The 19,466-nt window shown below is 64.1% G+C and carries 20 protein-coding genes; 8 read left to right on the forward strand and 12 right to left on the reverse strand.

Translation table 11 applies throughout. From position 1 onward, the window contains the following. Nucleotides 1-173: 173 nt before the first annotated feature. Entirely contained in the window at nucleotides 174-1,382 is a 1,209-nt protein-coding gene (locus ACODS4_RS27470) for a class I SAM-dependent rRNA methyltransferase (protein ID WP_488868953.1), read from the forward strand. A 170-nt stretch (nucleotides 1,383-1,552) separates the two neighbouring features. Here ACODS4_RS27470 and ACODS4_RS27475 read toward each other — a convergent pair whose 3' ends face one another. Next, complete coding sequence (locus tag ACODS4_RS27475; RefSeq protein WP_488868955.1) at nucleotides 1,553-2,863, reverse strand: class I SAM-dependent RNA methyltransferase; 1,311 nt, start codon at nucleotides 2,861-2,863, stop codon at nucleotides 1,553-1,555. Nucleotides 2,864-2,902: 39 nt separating this feature from the next. Next, entirely contained in the window at nucleotides 2,903-3,325 is a 423-nt protein-coding gene (locus ACODS4_RS27480; RefSeq protein WP_488868957.1) for an acyl-CoA thioesterase, read from the reverse strand. A gap of 163 nt (nucleotides 3,326-3,488) precedes the next feature. Between ACODS4_RS27480 and ACODS4_RS27485 the strand changes: the two genes are divergently transcribed. After that, nucleotides 3,489-3,731, forward strand: coding sequence for a hypothetical protein (locus ACODS4_RS27485; RefSeq protein ID WP_488868959.1), 243 nt, complete (start codon nucleotides 3,489-3,491; stop codon nucleotides 3,729-3,731). Between the two features lie 11 nt (nucleotides 3,732-3,742). Here ACODS4_RS27485 and ACODS4_RS27490 read toward each other — a convergent pair whose 3' ends face one another. Both ACODS4_RS27490 and ACODS4_RS27495 read right to left on the reverse strand, forming a co-directional pair. Beyond that, nucleotides 3,743-4,564, reverse strand: a complete 822-nt coding sequence (locus ACODS4_RS27490; protein WP_488868961.1) for an ABC transporter permease — start codon at nucleotides 4,562-4,564, stop codon at nucleotides 3,743-3,745. 10 nt (nucleotides 4,565-4,574) lie between these two features. Continuing rightward, entirely contained in the window at nucleotides 4,575-5,459 is an 885-nt protein-coding gene (locus ACODS4_RS27495) for an ABC transporter permease (RefSeq protein ID WP_488868963.1), read from the reverse strand. Between the two features lie 166 nt (nucleotides 5,460-5,625). On the opposite strand from ACODS4_RS27495, the gene ACODS4_RS27500 reads away from it, so the two are divergent. The 3 genes from ACODS4_RS27500 to ACODS4_RS27510 all read left to right on the forward strand — a co-directional run bounded on the left by ACODS4_RS27500 (nucleotide 5,626) and on the right by ACODS4_RS27510 (nucleotide 8,320). After that, nucleotides 5,626-6,033 carry a DUF2946 family protein gene (locus ACODS4_RS27500; RefSeq protein ID WP_488868965.1) on the forward strand — a complete coding sequence of 136 codons (408 nt, stop codon included), beginning with the start codon at nucleotides 5,626-5,628 and terminating at the stop codon, nucleotides 6,031-6,033. 50 nt (nucleotides 6,034-6,083) lie between these two features. Then, nucleotides 6,084-6,620, forward strand: a complete 537-nt coding sequence (locus ACODS4_RS27505; protein WP_488868967.1) for a YcnI family copper-binding membrane protein — start codon at nucleotides 6,084-6,086, stop codon at nucleotides 6,618-6,620. 77 nt (nucleotides 6,621-6,697) lie between these two features. Next, a complete protein-coding gene (locus ACODS4_RS27510; protein ID WP_488868969.1) occupies nucleotides 6,698-8,320 on the forward strand; it encodes a copper resistance CopC/CopD family protein in 1,623 nt (540 codons plus the stop codon). Nucleotides 8,321-8,329: 9 nt separating this feature from the next. Here the strand turns inward: ACODS4_RS27510 and ACODS4_RS27515 are convergent, their stop codons facing one another. From ACODS4_RS27515 to mutM, 7 genes are all read right to left on the reverse strand, one after another. Then, complete coding sequence (locus ACODS4_RS27515; RefSeq protein WP_488868971.1) at nucleotides 8,330-9,385, reverse strand: ABC transporter ATP-binding protein; 1,056 nt, start codon at nucleotides 9,383-9,385, stop codon at nucleotides 8,330-8,332. 154 nt (nucleotides 9,386-9,539) lie between these two features. Beyond that, on the reverse strand, nucleotides 9,540-10,742 hold the full coding sequence (locus ACODS4_RS27520; RefSeq protein WP_488868973.1) for an extracellular solute-binding protein: 1,203 nt from the start codon (nucleotides 10,740-10,742) through the stop codon (nucleotides 9,540-9,542). A 263-nt stretch (nucleotides 10,743-11,005) separates the two neighbouring features. Beyond that, nucleotides 11,006-12,595: a chromosomal replication initiator protein DnaA gene (gene dnaA / locus ACODS4_RS27525; RefSeq protein ID WP_488868975.1), complete on the reverse strand. Its 1,590-nt coding sequence runs from the start codon at nucleotides 12,593-12,595 to the stop codon at nucleotides 11,006-11,008. Between the two features lie 539 nt (nucleotides 12,596-13,134). Beyond that, entirely contained in the window at nucleotides 13,135-13,395 is a 261-nt protein-coding gene (gene rpsT, locus ACODS4_RS27530) for a 30S ribosomal protein S20 (RefSeq protein ID WP_488868977.1), read from the reverse strand. A gap of 174 nt (nucleotides 13,396-13,569) precedes the next feature. After that, entirely contained in the window at nucleotides 13,570-14,346 is a 777-nt protein-coding gene (locus ACODS4_RS27535) for an enoyl-CoA hydratase (protein WP_488868979.1), read from the reverse strand. 122 nt (nucleotides 14,347-14,468) lie between these two features. Continuing rightward, on the reverse strand, nucleotides 14,469-14,804 hold the full coding sequence (locus ACODS4_RS27540) for a hypothetical protein (protein WP_488868981.1): 336 nt from the start codon (nucleotides 14,802-14,804) through the stop codon (nucleotides 14,469-14,471). A 115-nt stretch (nucleotides 14,805-14,919) separates the two neighbouring features. Continuing rightward, on the reverse strand, nucleotides 14,920-15,762 hold the full coding sequence (gene mutM, locus ACODS4_RS27545; RefSeq protein WP_488868983.1) for a bifunctional DNA-formamidopyrimidine glycosylase/DNA-(apurinic or apyrimidinic site) lyase: 843 nt from the start codon (nucleotides 15,760-15,762) through the stop codon (nucleotides 14,920-14,922). A gap of 128 nt (nucleotides 15,763-15,890) precedes the next feature. Between mutM and ACODS4_RS27550 the strand changes: the two genes are divergently transcribed. The 3 genes from ACODS4_RS27550 (at nucleotide 15,891) to ACODS4_RS27560 (ending at nucleotide 17,707) form a co-directional block, all read left to right on the forward strand. Beyond that, a complete protein-coding gene (locus tag ACODS4_RS27550) occupies nucleotides 15,891-16,310 on the forward strand; it encodes a hypothetical protein (protein ID WP_488868985.1) in 420 nt (139 codons plus the stop codon). Nucleotides 16,311-16,451: 141 nt separating this feature from the next. After that, nucleotides 16,452-16,664 carry a hypothetical protein gene (locus tag ACODS4_RS27555; protein ID WP_488868987.1) on the forward strand — a complete coding sequence of 71 codons (213 nt, stop codon included), beginning with the start codon at nucleotides 16,452-16,454 and terminating at the stop codon, nucleotides 16,662-16,664. A gap of 197 nt (nucleotides 16,665-16,861) precedes the next feature. Next, nucleotides 16,862-17,707 (forward strand): sugar phosphate isomerase/epimerase family protein, encoded by an 846-nt coding sequence (locus tag ACODS4_RS27560; RefSeq protein WP_488868989.1) that lies wholly within the window; start codon nucleotides 16,862-16,864, stop codon nucleotides 17,705-17,707. A 19-nt stretch (nucleotides 17,708-17,726) separates the two neighbouring features. On the opposite strand, the gene ACODS4_RS27565 is transcribed toward ACODS4_RS27560, so the two are convergent. Continuing rightward, on the reverse strand, nucleotides 17,727-18,860 hold the full coding sequence (locus tag ACODS4_RS27565; RefSeq protein WP_488868991.1) for a hypothetical protein: 1,134 nt from the start codon (nucleotides 18,858-18,860) through the stop codon (nucleotides 17,727-17,729). Between the last annotated feature and the right edge of the window lie 606 nt (nucleotides 18,861-19,466).

Raw genomic sequence — 19,466 nt, forward strand, 5'->3', positions numbered from 1 at the left:
TGAGCAAAGGCCGAAAGTGGGGCGAAAAAACCGCTTGTCCATAACGGATACTCTAGGCTTTGATTTATCGAGCAGAGTCACGCGTCAAATCGATCCCGATTTAACGCGATCTGCTCTAACCCCCCCCGGCAGAACCGTTGCGCCGCGCCGATTTGGCGTTAGGATGCGGCCCCATGAGCGACAGCGCCCCCACCCCCGTCAAATACCCGACGATTCACATGCAGGCCGGTCGTGAGCGGCGCGTCCAGCATGGCCACCCCTGGGTTTACTCCAACGAAGTCCAGATGGACGCCGCCGCCAAGGCGGTGACGCCGGGCAGCCCGGTGCGGCTGCTGGAGGCCAGCGGCAAACCGCTGGGCGTCGCCACCTTCAACCCGCACACGCTGATCGCCGCCCGGCTCCTGTCGCCCGATCCGGCGACTCGGATCGATCACGCCTTTTTCGCCGACCGGCTGAAACGGGCGGCGGCGCTGCGCCAACGGCTGTTCGACCGCCCCTATTACCGCGTCGTCCACGCCGAGGCCGACGGGCTGCCGGGCTTGATCGTCGATCAATTCGGCGACGTGGTGACGGTGCAGGCCAATTCCGTGTTCATGGACCGCCACACCGACGCGATTCTCGCCGCCATCGACGCGATTCTCGCCCCGCGCGCCCTGATTCTGCGCAACGACGGCACCCAGCGCGCGCTGGAAGGGCTGGCGGAGGAATCCCGGCTGGTGAAGGGCGCGATCGACGGCCCGATCCGGCTGGAGGAAAACGGCGTCATCTTCTTCGCCAACCCGTTGGACGGCCAGAAAACCGGCTGGTTCTATGACCAGCGCGACAACCGCGCCTTCATCGCGTCGCTGGCCAAGGGTGGACGCGCCATCGACTTCTACAGCTACAACGGCGGTTTCGGCGTGCAATGCGCGGTGGCGGGCGCCACCTCGGTCGTGGCGGTGGACCGTTCGGCTTTGGCGCTGGAAAACGCGACGCGCGCCGCCGCCGCCAACGGAGTCGCCGACCGTTTCGAGGCCCGCCGCGCCGACGCCTTCCAGGAAATGGAACGGCTCGACGCCGCCGGGGAGCGGTTCGAGGTGGTGATCGCCGACCCGCCCGCCTTCGTCAAGGCCAAGAAGGATCTGGGCGCCGGGTCCCGCGCCTACCGCAAGATGGCGCGACTCGCCGCAAAAATCACCGCGCCGGGCGGTTTCCTGCTGTGCGGCTCATGCAGCCACAACGTCGATCCGCCGACCTTCGCCGAGCAGGTCGCCCGTGGCCTGAACGATGCCGGACGCACCGGCCGCATCCTACGCAGCGCCGGGGCCGGGCCGGACCATCCGGTCCACCCCAACCTGCCGGAGTCGGCCTATCTGAAGGCGCTGGTTTTGCAGTTGGATTGAGGCGCGCTGAGTCTGCCCCCTCCCCATCCCTCCCCCGCCTTACGGCGGGAGAGGGGGCCGGAACCTTGTCGGCGTTCAGGGGCGACGTTCGTCAGAGTTCCCTCTCCCGCGAAGCGGGGGAGGGTTAGGGAGGGGGCCGGTGGCAAGGCTCCCACTCACAAGGATCCGACTCACCCCCGCTCGAACACCCCGACCAGCTCGACATGGGCCGACCACAGGAACTGGTCCACCGGATAGACCTTCAGCAACCGATAGCCGCCATCCACCAGCGTCCGGGCGTCGCGGGCGAAGGTCGCCGGGTTGCAGGACACGCCGACCACCCGACGGACCTTGCTGGCCGCCAGCGCTTCGGCCTGGGCCGCCGCCCCGGCGCGCGGCGGGTCAAAGACCACGGCGTCGAAACGACCAAGCTCTTTCGCCGTCAAAGGCTGCTCGAACAGGTCGCGCCGCTCCACCGTCAGCCGCAGGCCCTGCACCGCCTTGCCCAGCGCGGCGACCGCGCCCGCGTCGCCTTCCACCGCGTGAACCGCCGCTTGTTGCGACAGCGGAATGGAAAAGGTGCCAAGCCCGGCGAACAGATCGGCGATCCGCCCGGCGCTTCCCACCGCGTCGCGCACGGCGGCGACCAGCGCCGCCTCCCCCTCCGCGCTCGCCTGAAGGAAGGCGCCCGGCGGCGGAACAATAGGAACGCCTGCGAAACGAATCGCGGCTGGACGGCGATTGGCCACCGGCTCCGCGCCGCTGCGGTTGTCGGCCTGCCAGGCGATGCGGGCCACCGCCTCCGGCTCGAACGCCACCAGGGTTTCGCGGGCCGCCCGGTCCAGACGGCGGGGGCCGACCAGCAGCAGATCGACGCCGCCTTCCAAATCCGTCGTTACGACATCGCAATCACCACCGTCCGGCAACAGTCGGCCCAGCAGCGCCCGCAACGGTTCGATCATGGCGAGCAGGCGCGGCGTCAGGATCGGGCATTCCTCCAGATCGGCCAGCCGGTGGCTTTGCCGCTCGTTGAAGCCGAACCACACCCGCTTGCCGCGTTTCAGGGCGGCGAAGCGGGCGCGGCGGCGCGCGCCGGGCGGGGTGCAGGCCAACGGCTCCAACGGCGTGTCGCCCAAACCGACTCGCGCCAAGCATCCTTGCGCCAACGCAACGTTCCAGGCCCGATAGGCCGCGTCGCTCAGATGCTGCAACGTGCAGCCGCCGCAACGCCCGAAATGACGGCAGGCCGGATCGCCGCGCCCGGCGCCCGGCTCCAGAATCTCCAACAGCTCGGCGCGCACGCCCTCGCCCTTGCCGGTTCCGGCCTCCAGCGATTCGGTGACGCGCACCCGCGCCCGGTCGCCCGGCACGGTCAGCGGCACGAACAGCCGCGCCCCCTCGGCCAGGGCGATTCCGTCGCCGCGTCCGCCGATTTCGGTGATGGCGACGTCGAGAACGCGCGGTTCGGCGGGCGGGCGCCGTTTGGGGGCGGGGCGCTTCATGGCGGGCAACCTTGGGGCAAAGGGGGGAACGCCCCCCCTTTACGCCGGGGCCAGCGCCGCGCGCAACGATTCCGGTATCGGCGTCGGTCGGTGGGTCTTCTTGTCGACGATGACGCAGACCGCTTCCTGCGTGGCGACGCAGCGGTCGCCCAGGAAGATCCCGACGCCGATGGTCATCGAACTGGTCCCCAGCCGCAAGCCGCACACGCCGATTCGCACCGTATTGGGGTACAGAAGTTCAGCCTTATACTCGATCAGGCTGCGGGCGAGCACGACCGTCCACTCGTCGGCGTCGCGGAACCCGCCCGCCGATTCCAACAGGGCGATGCGCCCCTGCTCGAAAAAGACGCCCAGCGCGTTGTTGTTGACGTGGCCCAGCGCGTCGAGATCGTTGAAGCGCACCCGCTCCTCCCACCAGAATTGGAAGGTTGCGGGGTTGGTCAGGTCCTTGCTGTCGCTCATGTCCGCCCTATGCCGTATGGGTCAATGCGGGTCGGCACTGTGGGGCAAGGGCGCCGCCCCCGCAAGCCCCGCCTGTATTTGCCGACGGCCCGGCGAATTCTCGCGCGCACCGCGTGGGGCCGTGTTATTGGAGTCCGACCAACCATCCGCAACGGACCGGACGATGAGCAAGGACACCAACCAGACGGCCGAAGCGCTGTTTGAAAAGGCGCTGTCGATCGCTGAAAAGCATTTGGAAGAGGCGATCAAGGAAGGCGGCCCGCTCGGCCCCTACATCGCCGTCGCCATGATCGAAGCCGCCGTGAATTCGGCGGTCGATGAGACGAGCCACGAAGACGTCATCGACATGCTGCGCGATCTCGCCTCGCAGATCGAAGCGGACGCCGACGAAGACGACGACGAGTGAGTTTGTAAGCCTTACCCGGCTGCGGCTGCGGATCCTGCGGCCCGACGCTCCTCGCGTCGCCGCAGGATCTCGTAGACGACCGCCCCCAGCACGGTCAGCCCGATCAGGATCAACGACAGCGCGTTGACGGCGGGCGTCAGGCCGGTGCGCACCTTCGACGCGATGTAGACGGTCAGCGTGGTTTCCAGACCGCGCACGAACAGCGTCGTGTTGTAATTCTCAAAGCTTTGCAGAAACGCCAGCAACGACGCCGACAAAATCGACGGCGTCAGGTAGGGCAGCGTGATGCGCCGGAACACCTGCCCGTGCGTCGCCCCCAAATCCAAGGCCGCTTCCTCCAACGCCATGTCGAATCGTTGCAGCCGCGCCGAAAACAGCAGCATCGCGTAAGCGGCGATGAAGCTGGATTGCGCGACGATGGTCAAAAACAGCCCGCCAGTCACGCCGAACCACTCGCGCCAGAAGACCAGCGTGGAAATCCCGACGATCACCCCCGGCGTCAGCAGCGGCGACACCGCCAGCGCGTAGAGAAAGGTCTTGGCCCGGCTGTGCATCCGGTCGAGCAGCAAGGCCGCCGCCAGCCCCAACGGCACCGCCAGCGCGATCACCCCGGCCCCGACGATCAGGCTGGTCCCCAGCGCCGCCCACATGCGTTGATCGGCCCACAGCGCCGAAAACCAGCCCAGCGTGAAGCCCATCCAGGGCGTGACGGTGGGAAAGCGGCTGGCGTTGAAGGTCGCCGCCGACATGACCAGCAGCGGCAGAAACAGGTAGCTGAAGAAGATCACAAGATAGGAGCCGGTGAGCAGGCGGCGGAAGCGGTCGGCGGTCATCAGGCTATCCTTACTTGGCGATGTCGGTCAGGCCGACGCGGAACAGCTTCATCGCGGTCATGATGACGCCGATGCACAGAACCAGCAGGATGAAGGCGTAGGCCGCCCCCTGGTTCCAGTTTCCGCCCTCGAAGAACCAGTTGTAGATGACCTCGGTGAACCAGCGGCTTTGCGGCCCGCCCAGGAGGGCTGGAACGGCGTAGCTGCCCGCCGCCAGCATGAAGGTCATGATGCAGCCGACGGCGATGCCCGGCTTGGCGTGCGGCAACACCACCCGCCAATGGATGCGCGGCCAACTGGCCCCCAGATCGCGCGCCGCCTCGATCTGGTTGCGGTCCAGTGATTCGATGGCGTTGTAGAGCGGGAAGACCATGAACAAGATGTAGACATAGACCATGCCGACGATGACGCCGACGTCGCCGCCCAGCAGCCGTTGCGGTTCGTCAAAGATCCCCAACGCCACCAGAGCCGTGTTCAACAGCCCGTTGAAGGCCAGGATGATGTACCAGGCGAAGGTCCGCAGCAACTCGTTGATCCAGAAGGGAACCACCAGCATCAGCATCAACAGCGGCAGCCGCTTTTTCGGCGCGACCTGGGCCAGATAGAAGGCGACCGGGTAACAGACCGCCAGCGTCACCACCGTGACCAGGGCGCTGGCCCAGATGGTCTTCAGGAAGATCGCCAGATGGATCTGGTTGGTCCACAGCGTGGCGTAATTCTTGACCGTGTAGACGTCTTCCGGCCCGCCCAGCTTGGACGGCGGCAGCGCCGGGCGGAAGGAGAAATCCACCATCATCACCTGCGGCAGCACGACCAGCAACGCCAGCCACAGCGCCACCGCCAGCAGGATCAGGCCGGTCAGAACCGGGCCGTACCGTCGAATCACCTCGGTCATCGCGCAGGCGGCTCCCATCGTTGAACGGGTGAATAATGACGAAACCGAACAACCCACGCCTATCATGGGGCTTTTGCCCGGCGCAAGCGCGCCTGTGTGACGGTTGGGGCCTTTGGCGCGCATTTCGCCCTTTGCAGACAAAAGACCGAACGCCATAGTCGTCGCCATGGTCGCACAGGGTCGCAAACGGACAGGCGCAGGACGATGGAACGCGGCGACGGCGCTGGTCGCCGTGGCGGTTCTGCTGGTCCACGCCCTGGTCATGGGCTGGCATGTCCCGCCGTCCCTGCGGCTGTTGGCCGGTCTGGACAGCGGGCTGTGCCAGGCGCCGGGGAGCGGGCGGACCTCTTCCGATCAACCGGCCCCCGATCAACCGGCGGCCCCCGGCGATCATCTCCAGCACTGCCCGATTTGCCTGTCGGTCGCCGACGGGGCGCTCGGCCCCGTCGTCGGGCCGGAGATTTCGCCGCCGACCTCCGTCGCCGCCGCCACGCCGATTCCGGCCCGCGTCGCCCTGCGCGCCGACCGCAGCGCCCGCCCCTTCGCCGCCCGCGCCCCGCCGACCACGGTCTGACCGTTTCCATCCGTTTTTCGTCAGACCCGTGTTTTTCGGAGCGTCCCCCCATGATTCGCGCCACCCGCGCCGCGTTTGCCGCCGCATGCTTGCTCGCCCTGTCCGCCGCGATCCTCCCCGCCGACGCCTCGGCCCACGCCACGTTGGAAACCAAGCAGGCCCCGAGCGGCAGTTATTACAAGGCGGTGATCCGCATCGGCCATGGCTGCGACGGCAGCGCCACCACCGCGATTCGCGTCCGCATCCCGGAGGGCGTGGTGTCGGTGAAGCCGATGCCCAAGACCGGCTGGACGCTGACCACCACCGAAGGCCCCTACGCCACCCCCTATGAAAGCCACGGCAAGACCATCACCAAGGGCGTGACCGAGGTGACATGGACCGGCGGCGCCCTGCCCGACGCCTGGTACGACGAGTTCGTCTTCCAGGCCAAACTGCCCGAAAAGCCCGCCGGAACCGTGATTTACGTCCCGGTGGTTCAGGAATGCGAAAAGGGCGTCAACCGCTGGATCGAAATCCCCGAACCCGGCAAGGACGCCCATGATTACAAGGAACCGGCGCCCAGCGTCACGCTGACGGCCAAGCCGTGACCGGCCTGCCCGCCACGCCCCTTCTCCCCCCGGCGGGACGCGGGGGTTGGGCGCGCCTCCTCGCCCTCCTCCTGGCGTTGGTCCTCCTGCCCACGCTGGCCCAGGCGCACGCGGTGCTGATGGAATCCAGCCCGGCGGACGGCGCGCGGGTGGAGCGTCCCCCCGCCGAGATCCGCCTGCGCTTCAACGAGCCGGTGACGCCGGTCGCCCTCCACGCCTTCGGGCCGGGCGGCGCGCTGCTTCTGCCCGGTCCGGCGGTGGCCAGCGACGACGCCCTGCGCGTGCCGTTGCCGCCGCTGCCCGCCACTCCCGGCCCCTACACGGTCAGCTACCGGGTGACGTCGGGCGACGGGCATCCGGTGGCGGGATCGCTGCTGTTCGGCGTCGGCATGACGCCCGAACGCCCAGAGCAGGCGGAGGAACGGGGCCGCAACCTCGCCCTGCTCGCCGCCATGGCCGCCCGCGCGTTGCATTACGGCAGCCTGCTGGCGGCGGCGGGCGGCGGGCTGTTTCTGGCGCTGATCGCGCCGGGGGCGGCCTTTCGCACCGGGCGGGATTGGGCGCCGCTGAGCCGTCTGGCCCGGCTGCGCGTGACGGTCGCGCTGGCGGCGCTGGCGGTTCCGCTCAATCTCGGGCTGACCGGGGCGCTGTTGATCGGCGAGTCGCCGCTGGCCCTGCTGACGCCCGAGGCGTGGCGGGCGGTTCTGGCCAGCACCGGCGGGACCAGCGCCGCCATCGCGCTGTCCGGTCTGGCCCTGCTGGCCGTCGGGCTGTGGCGCAATCGGACGGGAGTCGGCGGCGCCATCACGTTGCTGCTTGGCGCGTTGATCGCCGTCGGCGCGCTGACCGCCACCGGCCACGCCGCCACCGCGCCGCCGTCCTGGCTCGCCGCGCCGCTGGTCGGGCTGCATGGGTTGACCGCCGCCGTCTGGCTGGGGGCGCTGGGGCCGTTGCGCGCCATCCTGCGCCACGCCCCGGCGTTGGAGGCGGCGCGACTCGTGCGCCGCTTCTCCCACGGCGCGGTTTGGGCGGTCGCCCTGTTGATCGTCGCCGGTTTGGGGTTGAGCGCGCTTCAGATCACCGATCCTGACCGGATCGGCTCCACCGCCTATGGGCAGTTCTGGTTGGTGAAGATGATCGGCGTCGCCCTGCTGCTGGGGCTGGCGACCGTCAACCGGCTGTGGTTGACCCCGGCGCTGGAAAACGGCGCGCGGGCGGCGCGGGAGCGGGCGAATCGGCTGTTGCGCCTGAGCGTCACGCTGGAGGTCGCGCTGATGGGTCTGGTGGTCCTGCTGACCGCCGCCTTGGGAACCACGCCGCCGCCGCGCACGCTGGTCAAGCCGGTGATCGAGGCCCCCGTCGGCTACAGCAGCGTGGCGACCGCCAAGGGGCGGCAAGCGGTGATCGACCTGGATCCCGCGCGCGTCGGGGCCAACCGGCTGACCCTGCATCTGGCCCAGCCCGACGGTTCCCCGTTCGACCCGAACGAGCTGTCGGTGGAGCTGTCGCAGCCCGCCGCCGGGATTGAGCCGCTGAGCCGCCGCCCCACCCGCAGCGGCCCCGGCGTCTATCGCTTGGACGGCCTGCCCCTGCCGCTGGCCGGGCGCTGGGAGGTCCGGGTCGACGCGCTGATCGACGATTTCGAGAAGGCGATCTTCCGCGCCAGCCTGACGGTGAACGAGCCAAGGCCGGAGAAGTAAGGATGCGCCTCAGGACGCGGTCGGCAGCGCCACCGCGTCCGCCGCGCGGAAGCCAAGCCGGGCCGATTCGCCGGGGATGAAGGCCGGATCATGGCCCAAATGCGGCGCCTGCGCCATCAACCCGCCGTCCAGGAAGGTGTTGACGAAGGCTCCCTCGAAATCGCGGTGGCTGACGCGGGCCTCCAGCGCGTTTTCGTCCTGCCCCAGCGTCAGCCGCTCCGGGCGGACAAACAGGGTGGCGCGGTCGCCGGGCGCCAGCCGCCGGGGATTGCGCCCGCGCAGACGGCCAAAGCCGGTGTCCAGCACCGCCCAGCCTTCCGCCGTTTCCGCCACCGTCCCGGCGAAACGGTTGGTTTCGCCGACGAAGGACGCGACGAAGGCGGTTTCCGGGTGGTCGTAGACGCTTGGCCCGTCGCCCACCTGCTCCAACACGCCGCGCGACATCACGCCGATGCGGTCGGACATGGTCAGCGCCTCGCCCTGGTCGTGGGTGATGTAGATGAAGGTCACGCCGGTGCGCCGCTGCAACTCGCGCAACTCCGCCCGCATGTGCTGGCGCAGCTTCAGATCCAACGCCGACAGCGGTTCGTCCAGCAGCAGCACCGCCGGTTCGACCGCCAGGGCGCGGGCGATGGCGATGCGCTGGCGTTGGCCGCCCGACAGGTCGGTGACGCGCTTCTCCGCCGTCTCAGGCAGGGCGACCAGTTCCAACAGCTCGCGCACCCGGCGTTGCCGGTCGGCGGACGGCACGCCGCGCACCTCCAGCCCGAACCCGATGTTCTCGGCCACCGTCATCAGCGGAAACAGCGCCAGGTTTTGGAAGATCAGGGCGGTTGGCCGCTTGTTCGGACCAATGCCGCGCATGTCGGCCCCGCCGATGCGGATGGTCCCGCCGGTCGGCTCCATGAAGCCCGAAATCATCCGCAGGATCGTCGTCTTGCCGCAGCCCGACGGCCCCAGAAAGCTGAAAAACTCCCCGGCCTGGATGGTCAGCGACACGTTGTTGACGGCGACCGCCGCGCCGAACCGCATGGTCACGGAATCGAGTTGAACGTCTTGGCTCATGCCGTCACCTCATGCCCCCTCCCCATCCCTCCCCCGCCTGCGGCGGGAGAGGGGGCGGGAGCTTTGCCGAAATCCAGCGGAGTTCCCTCTCCCGCCACAGGCGGGGGAGGGTTAGGGAGGGGGCGAAGCGCTCCCCCCCCAATCACGCCAAGCCTCACGCCGCCAGGAAGCGGTCCTGATACTCGTTGCGGATCGAGACGTACCACGCCTCTTGAATCGGCCACCACCACAGCTTTTGCAGCGCGTCGCCCGGATAGGCGTCGGCGAAGAACTGCTTGTTCAGGTCGGTCAGATGCGCTTCCGCGCCAACCGCCGTGCTGGAGATGCCGGAGAAGTTGGTGTAGAGCGCGCCCGCCTGCGGGGTGTAGAACCAGTTGATCCAGGCGTAGGCGTTGTCCAGATTCTCCGCCTTCTTGGGAATGGCGAAGCCTTCCATCCAGGCCAGCGAGCCTTCCTTCGGCGCGATGTAGCGGACCGGCAGCCCTTCCTTGCGCAGCGCGACGGCGGTCGAATCCCAGGTCTGGCCGATGACGCAGCCGTTGGTGCGGAAGGCGCCCTGGGCCTCGTTCTCGTTGGTCCAGAACTGGGCGACCGACTTCTTGTTGGCGGCGGCGACCTTCAGGATGGCGTCGAAGTTGGCGCGGGCCTTGGCCTCGTCCTTGAACTGGTCGCGGATCGGGTGCGGCAGCTTGCCCTGGCTTTCCAGCCACAGGCCGATGCCGATCAGCGAGGAATGGCCGCGCAACGTCACCTTGCCCGCGTTGGCGGGCGACCACAGATCGCCGTAGCTGGCGGTTCCATAAACCAGCGGGGCCTTCTTCATGTCATAGGCCAACGCCTCGGTGCCCCAATCGGCGGGCGCGAAGTAACGCTTGCCGCCGACGACGCCGCCCATGCCCGCCGATCCCTCGACCGACGATTTCAGGCAGCCGTCCCACTTGACCTTCGACTCGTCGATGGCCTGGACCAGATCGAATTCAACGTAGTTCGGCACGCGGTCCACCGTGGGGTGGATGATGTCGAACCCGGCGCCGCCGGTCGCCTTCAACTGGTTCAGCAGCTCGTCGTTGGTGCCGTATTCAGTCAGGGTCGCCTTGACGCCGGTCTTCTTCTCGAAATCGGCCAGCATGTCCGGGCTGATGTAACCGGCCCAGGAGAAGATCTTCACGGAGCCGGAGGCCGCATGGCCTTCCCGCAGGAGGAAGGGACCGACCGAGGCGACGCCCGCGACGGCGGCGGCGCTCTTCAGCAGCAGGCGGCGGGAGAAGCTCTTCGCGGCGCGTTGGGTTTCGACGCTGGATCGCTGGGATTCGGTCATCGCGGCGGCGGTGGCAAGCGTCGGCGTGGTCGTCGGCATGGCGCCCAATCTCCCTGTTCTCAAAGCGTTGGCATGGACCGGACCGCGCAGGCGCCGTCCGGCTTCCGCATAGGGCAAGGAGTGTGCACGAGAGAATCGTCGGTCGTCCATGGGGGACCGCGCCAACCGGCCAAACTTCATACGGTCGTCATCGCGCCGACTCGGCGCCGTCACATTCGGCGGGGCCGATCACACCACAGAAAGGCGCGCTTCGACGATCACGCCCGCCGGGCGGCGACCGACTCGGCGCTTTGCGCCAGACGTCAGTTTTCCAACATCCGCCGCAGCAGCTCGACATCCTCGGCGAAGGACGGGTCGGTGGCGCGCAGCTCGTCCACCTTTTTGACCGCGTGCATCACCGTGGTGTGGTCGCGTCCGCCGAACTTGCGGCCGATTTCCGGCAGGGAGCGGGCGGTCAACTGCTTGGCCAGATACATGGCGATCTGCCGGGGCCGGGCCACCGCGCGGGCGCGGCGGGCCGAATGCATGTCGGCGACGCGGATGTTGTAATGCTCGGCAACGCGCTTTTGGATTTCGTCGATGGTGACGCGGCGGTCGTTGGCGCGCAGCAGGTCGTGCAGCACCTCCTGCGTCGTCTCCAGCGAGATCGACCGCCCGACCAGATCGGCGTGGGCGACGATACGGTTCAACGCCCCTTCCAGCTCGCGCACGTTCGAGGTGATCTTGTGGGCCAGGAACTCCAGCACCTTCAGCGGAATCGTCGCCTGGAGCGCGTCGGCCTTGGCCTGGAGAATCCCCAGCCGCAGTTCATAGGTGGTCGGGTGGATGTCGGCGACCAGGCCCCAGCCGAGGCGGGAGCGCAGGCGCTCCTCCATCCCTTCCAGGTCGGACGGGCTTTTGTCGGCGGAGATGATGACCTGCCGGTTCTGATCGACCAGCGCGTTGAAGGTGTGGAAGAACTCTTCCTGCGTGGAATCCTTGCCGCTGATGAACTGCACGTCGTCGATCATCAGCACGTCCACCGAGCGGAACTGCTGCTTGAAGGCCATCGTGTCCTTGAAGCGCAGGGCGCGGATGAACTGGTACATGAACTTTTCCGCCGACAGGTAGAGCACCTTGCGGTTCGGATCGTTCTTGCGGATCTGCCAGGCCAGCGCGTGCATCAGATGGGTTTTGCCCAGACCGACGCCGCCATAGAGGAACAGCGGGTTGAAAGTGACGGTGGTGGCGTCGGCGACGCGGCGGGCGGCGGCGTGCGCCAGCTCGTTCGGCTTGCCGACGACGAAATTCTCGAAGGTGAAACGCGGGTCGAGCGCCGCCGACAGGTCGGAGCGGTCTTCCAAGATGGCCGGAACGCCGTTCGGCGATTCGTCCGACGCCCCGCCATACGAGGACGAGGTGTAAACCGCCGCCGCCGCCCCGCCATAGGGGGAGGAGGCCGCCGCCGCGACATGCCCCGCCGCCGCGCCGCCCGAATCGGACGCGCTGGACAGCCGCCGTTCGGGCGAGGTCGAAAAGGGCGAGCGGGCATCGCCCCGCCCCGCAACCCGGTCCACTCCGGCCCGATCCACGCCGCGATTGAGCGGAGCGTCGTCGCGGTCGTCGTTGTCGGCGGTCAGAACGGCGGGCGCGTTGGTCGAGGCGACCACCACGTCAATCGAATGAACGTCGGGGTTTTCGCCCGACCACAGGGCGCGAATCCGGTCGGCGTAATGGGTGAGAACCCAATCGCGCATGAAGCGCGTCGGCACGACGATGCACACCTCGCCGCCGGTCATGCTGGCGACGGACAGCGGCTGAAGCCAACTGCGGTAGGCGATCTCGCCCACTTCGTCTTTCAGGCGTCCGCGAATGCGCGCCCACTGCTGATCCAACGACACGCCGACCGACATGCTCCTCTACCCCCGCCCCGTTCCCCTCGGCGGCGACCGCCACCGAAAGGGCGGGTCAACCCCGCCCCGCCCCAACACGCCCCACCGGGTCAAAACCATCCGCGCCTTGCCAGCCGATCAGACCAGCGAAAGCCAAACGCCCATCAATGATGCAATTGCAAATTTCATCACCGACGCAACGTGTTTTAAGAAAAACAAAGTTATCCCGCCAACCACGACTCATCCGTCTCAGGTTGGTTCAAGACCTTCGTCATCTCTGCGCTTATCCGAACGGCGCGGGGCGTGACGAACACGCCATTTCGCAACACCGGACAGAGCAAAAGTCTAATCCCACGCAAGATGGCTGGCAATGGGACAGATGGCGAACGGGTCAAAAAGACTCTGGCTCGCCAACTAACCCCAAGATTCCATTACAGAATCATCGGGCGCTTTTCTGGATTTCCAAAACAATTGTTAAAAAACCCACAGGTTCGCTTTAAACGCAAAAAGCCGCGCCCCGAGTCTCGGGCGCGGCTTTTTGAAACCGGCAAAGAGGCTCTTTACAGAGCCTTGATGCGGGCCGAGAGGCGCGACAGCTTGCGCGACACCGTGTTCTGGTGCAGCACGCCCTTGGTGACGCCGCGCATCATTTCCGGCTGAGCGGACTTGAACGCCTCGGCGGCGGCGGACTTGTCACCGGCCTCGATCGCGCCCTCAACCTTCTTCACGAAGGAACGGATGCGGCTGACGCGGTTACGATTGACTTCCGTACGACGCTCGGTCTGACGGATGCGCTTTTCAGCGGACTTATGATTGGCCATGGAAACCCTACTCCGAACGACACGCCTGTCGCAATGCGAGCGCGCCTTATACGCTTAGGCTAAATGAGAGTCAAGACATCGACCTTCGCTGATTCCATCAGAATGCAGCGAAACAACATCATGATGGAAACAGCGCCGTCCCCCGCAAGATGCGGGGAACGGCGACGCGATGAATCAGCGATTCTTCCAGGTCGGCTGACGCTTTTCGGCGAAAGCGGCCATGCCTTCCTTCTGATCTTCGGTGGCGAAGGTCGAATGGAAGACGCGGCGCTCGAAATGCACGCCTTCGGCCAGCGTGGTTTCATAGGCGGCGTTGACCGCCTCCTTGGCCATGGCGACGATGGGCTGCGACAGGGTGGCGATCTTGGTGGCGACCTTCACCGCCTCCTCGACCAGCTCCGCCGCCGGAACGACGCGGCTGACCAGCCCCGAACGCTCGGCCTCGGTCGCGTCGATCATGCGGCCAGTCAGGACCATTTCCATCGCCTTGGACTTGCCGACGAAGCGGGTCAGGCGCTGGGTGCCGCCGGCGCCCGGAATGGTGCCGATGGTGATTTCCGGCTGACCGAACTTGGCGGTGTCGGCGGCCAGGATGAAATCGGCCATCATGGCCAACTCGCAGCCACCACCGAGCGCGAAGCCCGCGACCGCCGCGATGGTCGGCTTGCGGCACTTGGCCAGACGCTCCCACTTCGCGGTGATGAAGTTGGAGTTGTAAACGTCCATATAGGAGAAGCCCATCATCTCCTTGATGTCGGCGCCGGCGGCAAACGCGCGCTCCGACCCGGTGATGACGATGGCGCCGATGGCGGCGTCGGCCTCGAAGGCGTCAAGCGCCTGGCCCAGCTCCGTCACCAACTGGTCGCACAGCGCGTTCAGCGCCTTCGGACGATTCAGCGTGACGAGGCCGACGGGGCCACGGGTCTCGACGAGGATGGTTTCGTACGACATGGTTGCAGCAATCTCCCGATCGGGCGGGGTCGGCCTTGCCGCCCCGCGTGTGGTGTGCGTCCGGTTTCTTGATTTTGGTTGTGTGTTTGGTCTCTGCCCGCCCTGCCCTGTTTTCCCGCGCCTCAACGCGGGGTCAGGGTGAAGCGCACCGTCGTTTTGTCCGACGACGCGCCGGTGGCGACGAAATCCAGCCGCAGCCCCTCGCCCTCGCGGACGAAGCTGCGTTCGGCGGCGCGGCGCCAGCCGAGTTGCGGCAGGGTCTGGTCGTAAAAGGCCAGAACCGCCCCGCGCGGCACCATCCCCGACAACACCGCCTGGACGATCCGCCCGTCGGGTTTGTCAAAGACCAGCGGTTCGGCGTCCACCGGGTCGAGTCCCGGCATCGCCGGAACGTCGGCCAGACCGGGCACGAAGGGCGAGGCCGCCGACGCGCTGGGCGACGCCGCTGACGCAGGCACTGGAACGAAGGGAAAAGCGAGGCTCCCCAGGCCCGCGACTGCGGGGCCGGCAAGGAGGAGGGCGCCGAGCGTCGCCCGAAGCGTGGCCGAGAAAGCCGTCATGCCCCCAGGTATATCAGCGTTGGCGCGCCGCACAATAGAAAGTCGAGCGCCCCGACTGTACAATCCGCTGAACGCCGCCGGTCGCCGCGACGTCGCAGGAGCAGCCGGGGCAAGGCTGGCCCGCCCGGTCATACACCGCGAACTGGTGCTGGAAATAGCCAAGCTCGCCCGACGCCTGCCGGTAATCGCGCAAGGACGAGCCGCCCGCTTCAATGGCGCGGCCCAGAACCTCGCGAATCGCGGCGGCCAGCCGGTCGGCCTTGGCCCCGCTGATGGTGGCGGCGCTGCGGGTCGGGCTGAGCCGGGCCAGGAACAGCGCCTCCGACACATAGATGTTGCCCAGCCCGGCGACGACGCTCTGATCGAGCAGCGCCGCCTTGATCGGCGTCATCTTCCCCGCCAGCCGTTCGGCCAGAACCGGGCCGGAGAATTCGTTGCCCAACGGCTCCGGCCCCAGGGCGCGCAGCATCGGGTGATCGGCCAGCCCGTCCGCCGTCGTCAGATCCATCAGGCCGAAGCGGCGGGCGTCGTTGAAGGTGACGGTGGTTCCCGTCTCCACCTCAAACACCACATGATCGTGCTTGCCCGGCGACTCGGGCCGCTCCGGCGCGATCAGCATCCGCCCCGACATGCCGAGATGGACGATCAGGACGGTCCCGTCATCCAACCCCATCAAAATGTATTTCGCCCGCCGCCGCACCGACTCGACCCGCCGCCCGGTCAGGCGCGCGACGAAATCCGCCGGAAAAGGCGTGCGCAGGTTCGGCCGGTTCTGATCGACGCGGACCAGAACCCGCCCTTCAAGATGCGGGGCGAGGCCCCGGCAGACGGTTTCAACTTCGGGAAGCTCAGGCATGGGCGTCAGGGTGGGGGGAAGGGGGACGGAAGGCAAGGGGGCGCGGCGTCTCAAAGCCCCCGGAATCGTGAACGGCAAACCCTGTCGAATTGATCGGTTGTACGGAAACGGCTCCAGTAGGGTATTCCGTGCAGTCGGTCAGCCCCTATGTCGGAATCCTGTTCCATTGCTACTCGCCCCCTTATCGGCATGTCACGCACGGCGATGCTGCTACGGTGCGCAAGGCCCAAGGCGTGACGGTTGACCGGGCGCAGGTGCTGGTTGCCCGCAACATGGGCCGACATGGGGTGTATGTCGCGCTGACGCGGCAGCGTGAGTCGGTGATCTTCCATTCGTCAGAGGAGAGTTTAAAGAGCCGCAAGGTGCTGCTGCGCTGCAACGGGCGGGAAGGGATTAAGCAGGCGTCGATTGACTATACCCATGGGGAGCGCGGGGGCCAAGTCGAACGATGCGGGCGGCTGACGGAGATCAAGGGGGCCATCAGTCAGGTGCAGGACCGACCGATCCAGTTGCGGCTGCTGGTGGAGTCGGAGCAAGGTGTATCTTAGGCAACCGCCGTGGGAAACTGCTCGGCGGGGGGAGCAGAGCCACCGATATCGGTCGATGATCGGGGCACCATGGCGCGCGACACGACGGTTTGTGGCGCGTATCACGGCCCGGTTCGGATCAGGGGGGACAGGGACGCGGCCATGACGAACGAGAACGAGGCGTCGCGGACGCCGCATCTTGACCTGTTGTTCGGGCAGGCCAAAATGGTTGCACGGGAGGTGGGACAGGTTGCCGCGCAGGCCCGTGACGAGGTCGAGAATACCGCCGGAGGTATGGCGAAGCAGGTGGGCGACCGGATGTTAGACAGAATGTTTGCCGATAGTGCCCCGAAGGTGCCATTGTTGCCTGAGTAGGCAAAGGTTGGGCAGAAGTACGTGAAGGAAGAGGATACCGCGCTTCAGCCGAAAGAGGAGTTGGTCAAGAACCGCGAGCAGAATCCCGGCAAATAGCTCCACAGGCAACGCGATCAGGGTGGTATGGATAGATAAGATGTCTAAATGTGATGAAATTTTTAACATGTTGATGAACTGTAGAGATGGGAGTTTGATATATGATGGGCACTGCAAATAATGAATCAATAAAACTATCTCTTCACCCAAGCATCATTGGATGGAGAGTTCAATGGCCTGAATTGTGGGCGATGGCAAGAAAAATTGGTTATAGCACTGCTGTTATCCCACGCGATCAAGCGACAGAAATAGATCTGCCATTTCATGGCATGAATGCGGCGGCAATGCAACTTCCTGTTGAGGTCAGAAAAGATGAAGAGACTTTCCGAAAAACATTAGATCGCCTACATCCTATGTGTGCGTTTTCACGCAGCTTAAATTGTAAAACGGCAACGATTGGTATGCCGCCATCATCAGATATTCCAAAGAGAGATCAATTGAAAATTTTTAAGAATAGATTGACAGAGTGCGCAAAAGTACTTGACGAATATTCGATAAACCTTGCTTTAGAATGTATTACACCTCTACATTTGCGAAAGGCCTATGCGTATGAACTGATATGGAGATTTGATGAGATGCTTGACTTCGCTATCTCTATATCGCCTAATTCTGGTTTGCTGGTTGATGCTTGGCATTGGCATCACGGGGGCGGGGATATTGACGCATTATATAATATTCCTGGAGATCGCATTCTCGATGTGCACATATCTGATGCGCCTTCCGTTCGCGCTGAAGATGTGCGTGATTCTGAGAGATTATTGCCTGGAGAAGGGGTAATAGATCTCGCATCTTTCTTCAATGTACTGCGCAATAAATCTTATAGCGAAACCGTTTCGATTGAAGTCTTTGGGCGCGGTCTGAGTGAATTAAAGCCAACAGAAGCAGCTGAATTGACGTATTCAAAAACAAAATTTTTCCTGGAATCAATCGGCTGCAATGTCGATTGATGGCATCATTATGCGTAGGTTATTTACTTTGTATCCAGTTGCTATGTATCCGACCTGGATCAGATTCTACCATTTTGGCTAGACGGCTGTGCCTTGCGGAAAAAAGACGTGCGCCAAATCTACCAACATTTAATCTAGATGATAACAAGCTATAGGCCAGACCCGCCCCAAATCCAGTAAAAGGTCCGACGAAAAATGAGGTAAGGACACCTACTCCAGCAGAAATACCGTCATTAATAAGTGAGTCTATCCATTTTGGGTTTGTATCAAAGCCGATTAATTGAGACGCAGCAACTGCCCTTTTAATTGCCTCCTCATCTGATCTGGCTTGCCCTAGATAAAGATCAGGATACATGCTCCGAGCCGATAGAACACTTTGCGCCCATTTTTCTATCCGGTGTTTTTTGGGCGTGTTAAGCACACAGCTAAGTAAAATAATTGATAAATACCATTCAGAGCCAGTCACTTCAAACAAAGCATGTGTTGGTTTGCGTGGAGAGAATTTTCTAATTGGGTGGTGAAATATGCTGTAGTTATTTAATTTAGATATGTTATCATACATAATACCACGAAGAATTGTTGACAGTGTAAACGCATCCTGCAGTAATAATGTTTTATCGTCAACGGAATCAGATTTTGATATGGATATAATATCTAATTTAGATATATTGATGATAGATTCTATCTCTTTTTGATCTAACGATAGAGCTTTAGAGATTTGTCCAACAAAGACACTGTCAATCAACCCTCCATGACGCGCTGCATGTTCTGGCCATTGGTTGTGCTTAAGCCAATCAATCCAGCTCGGATAAGAAGGGTTCTCTTTCATTGATGTAAAGATATCGTGAAGTTTTAATGGATACCGTGATCCCCATGCACGTGTACGAGTGAGGGCAGTATTTCGGACTTTTTCGCTGTCTTTTTTCCGATCCTCAGCGATGGACAGACTATTAAGCAGATTGCCGTATTCTCCGGCGGGTGCTGTTAAGTGTACCGGGATGGGTGAAAGCCACAAGTTGGGATTGGAGATTAATGCCAAAGTGACGTCAATTGCTGTCGTCCACGCCCAATGCGAACTCTGGCGTGGACCACCTAGGTCAAGGCTAGCAACCACTTCAAGCAATGCGGCACCATCAACTAGACCTGGCTGCATTGTGCTATTCCTTAAATTCTGTTCCTAAGAGCTTAGAGACTGTTTCACAACTCGTTGATAGCGCGACTCGTAGTGGACCGCGCCGACGATCAGCCCCTAGATGTTGATGTCGTAAGCGGTTTCCAAACAGTCTCTTAGTAGATAGCAAGGACTAAGATGGATTGTAATGGTTACGGGGGGCAAGTAGCAATGGAATAGGATCCGACATAGGGGCTGGCCGACTGCACGGAAAACCCTCCTGGAGCCGTTTCCGCACAGCCGATCAATCCGACAGGGTTTGCCGTTCGCAATTCCGGGGGCATTGAGTCACATCATCGTCGACATCAAATCACGACATCAACGCCACGTCATCAGGTTTCCGAAGGTGTCCATTTTCAGCGCGGGATTGCCGAGGAACTCCGGCCTGAATTAGGGGTTATGACCTAACCCGTCCCGGGGTCGCCGTCATGCCTCTCGCGCCCCCCCCGACCGCCGTCCCTGTCCCCGCTAGGGCGGTGTCGCGACTCGCCTTGCCGCGCCTCGGTGACGGCGGGAATGGAACAGGTGAACAGCGCTGGAATGCCCCCCAATTTTGAGATTCTGCTAAAGTGTTCCGGCTCTCTGTGG

The sequence above is a fragment of the Azospirillum sp. FG154 genome (assembly GCF_057809575.1).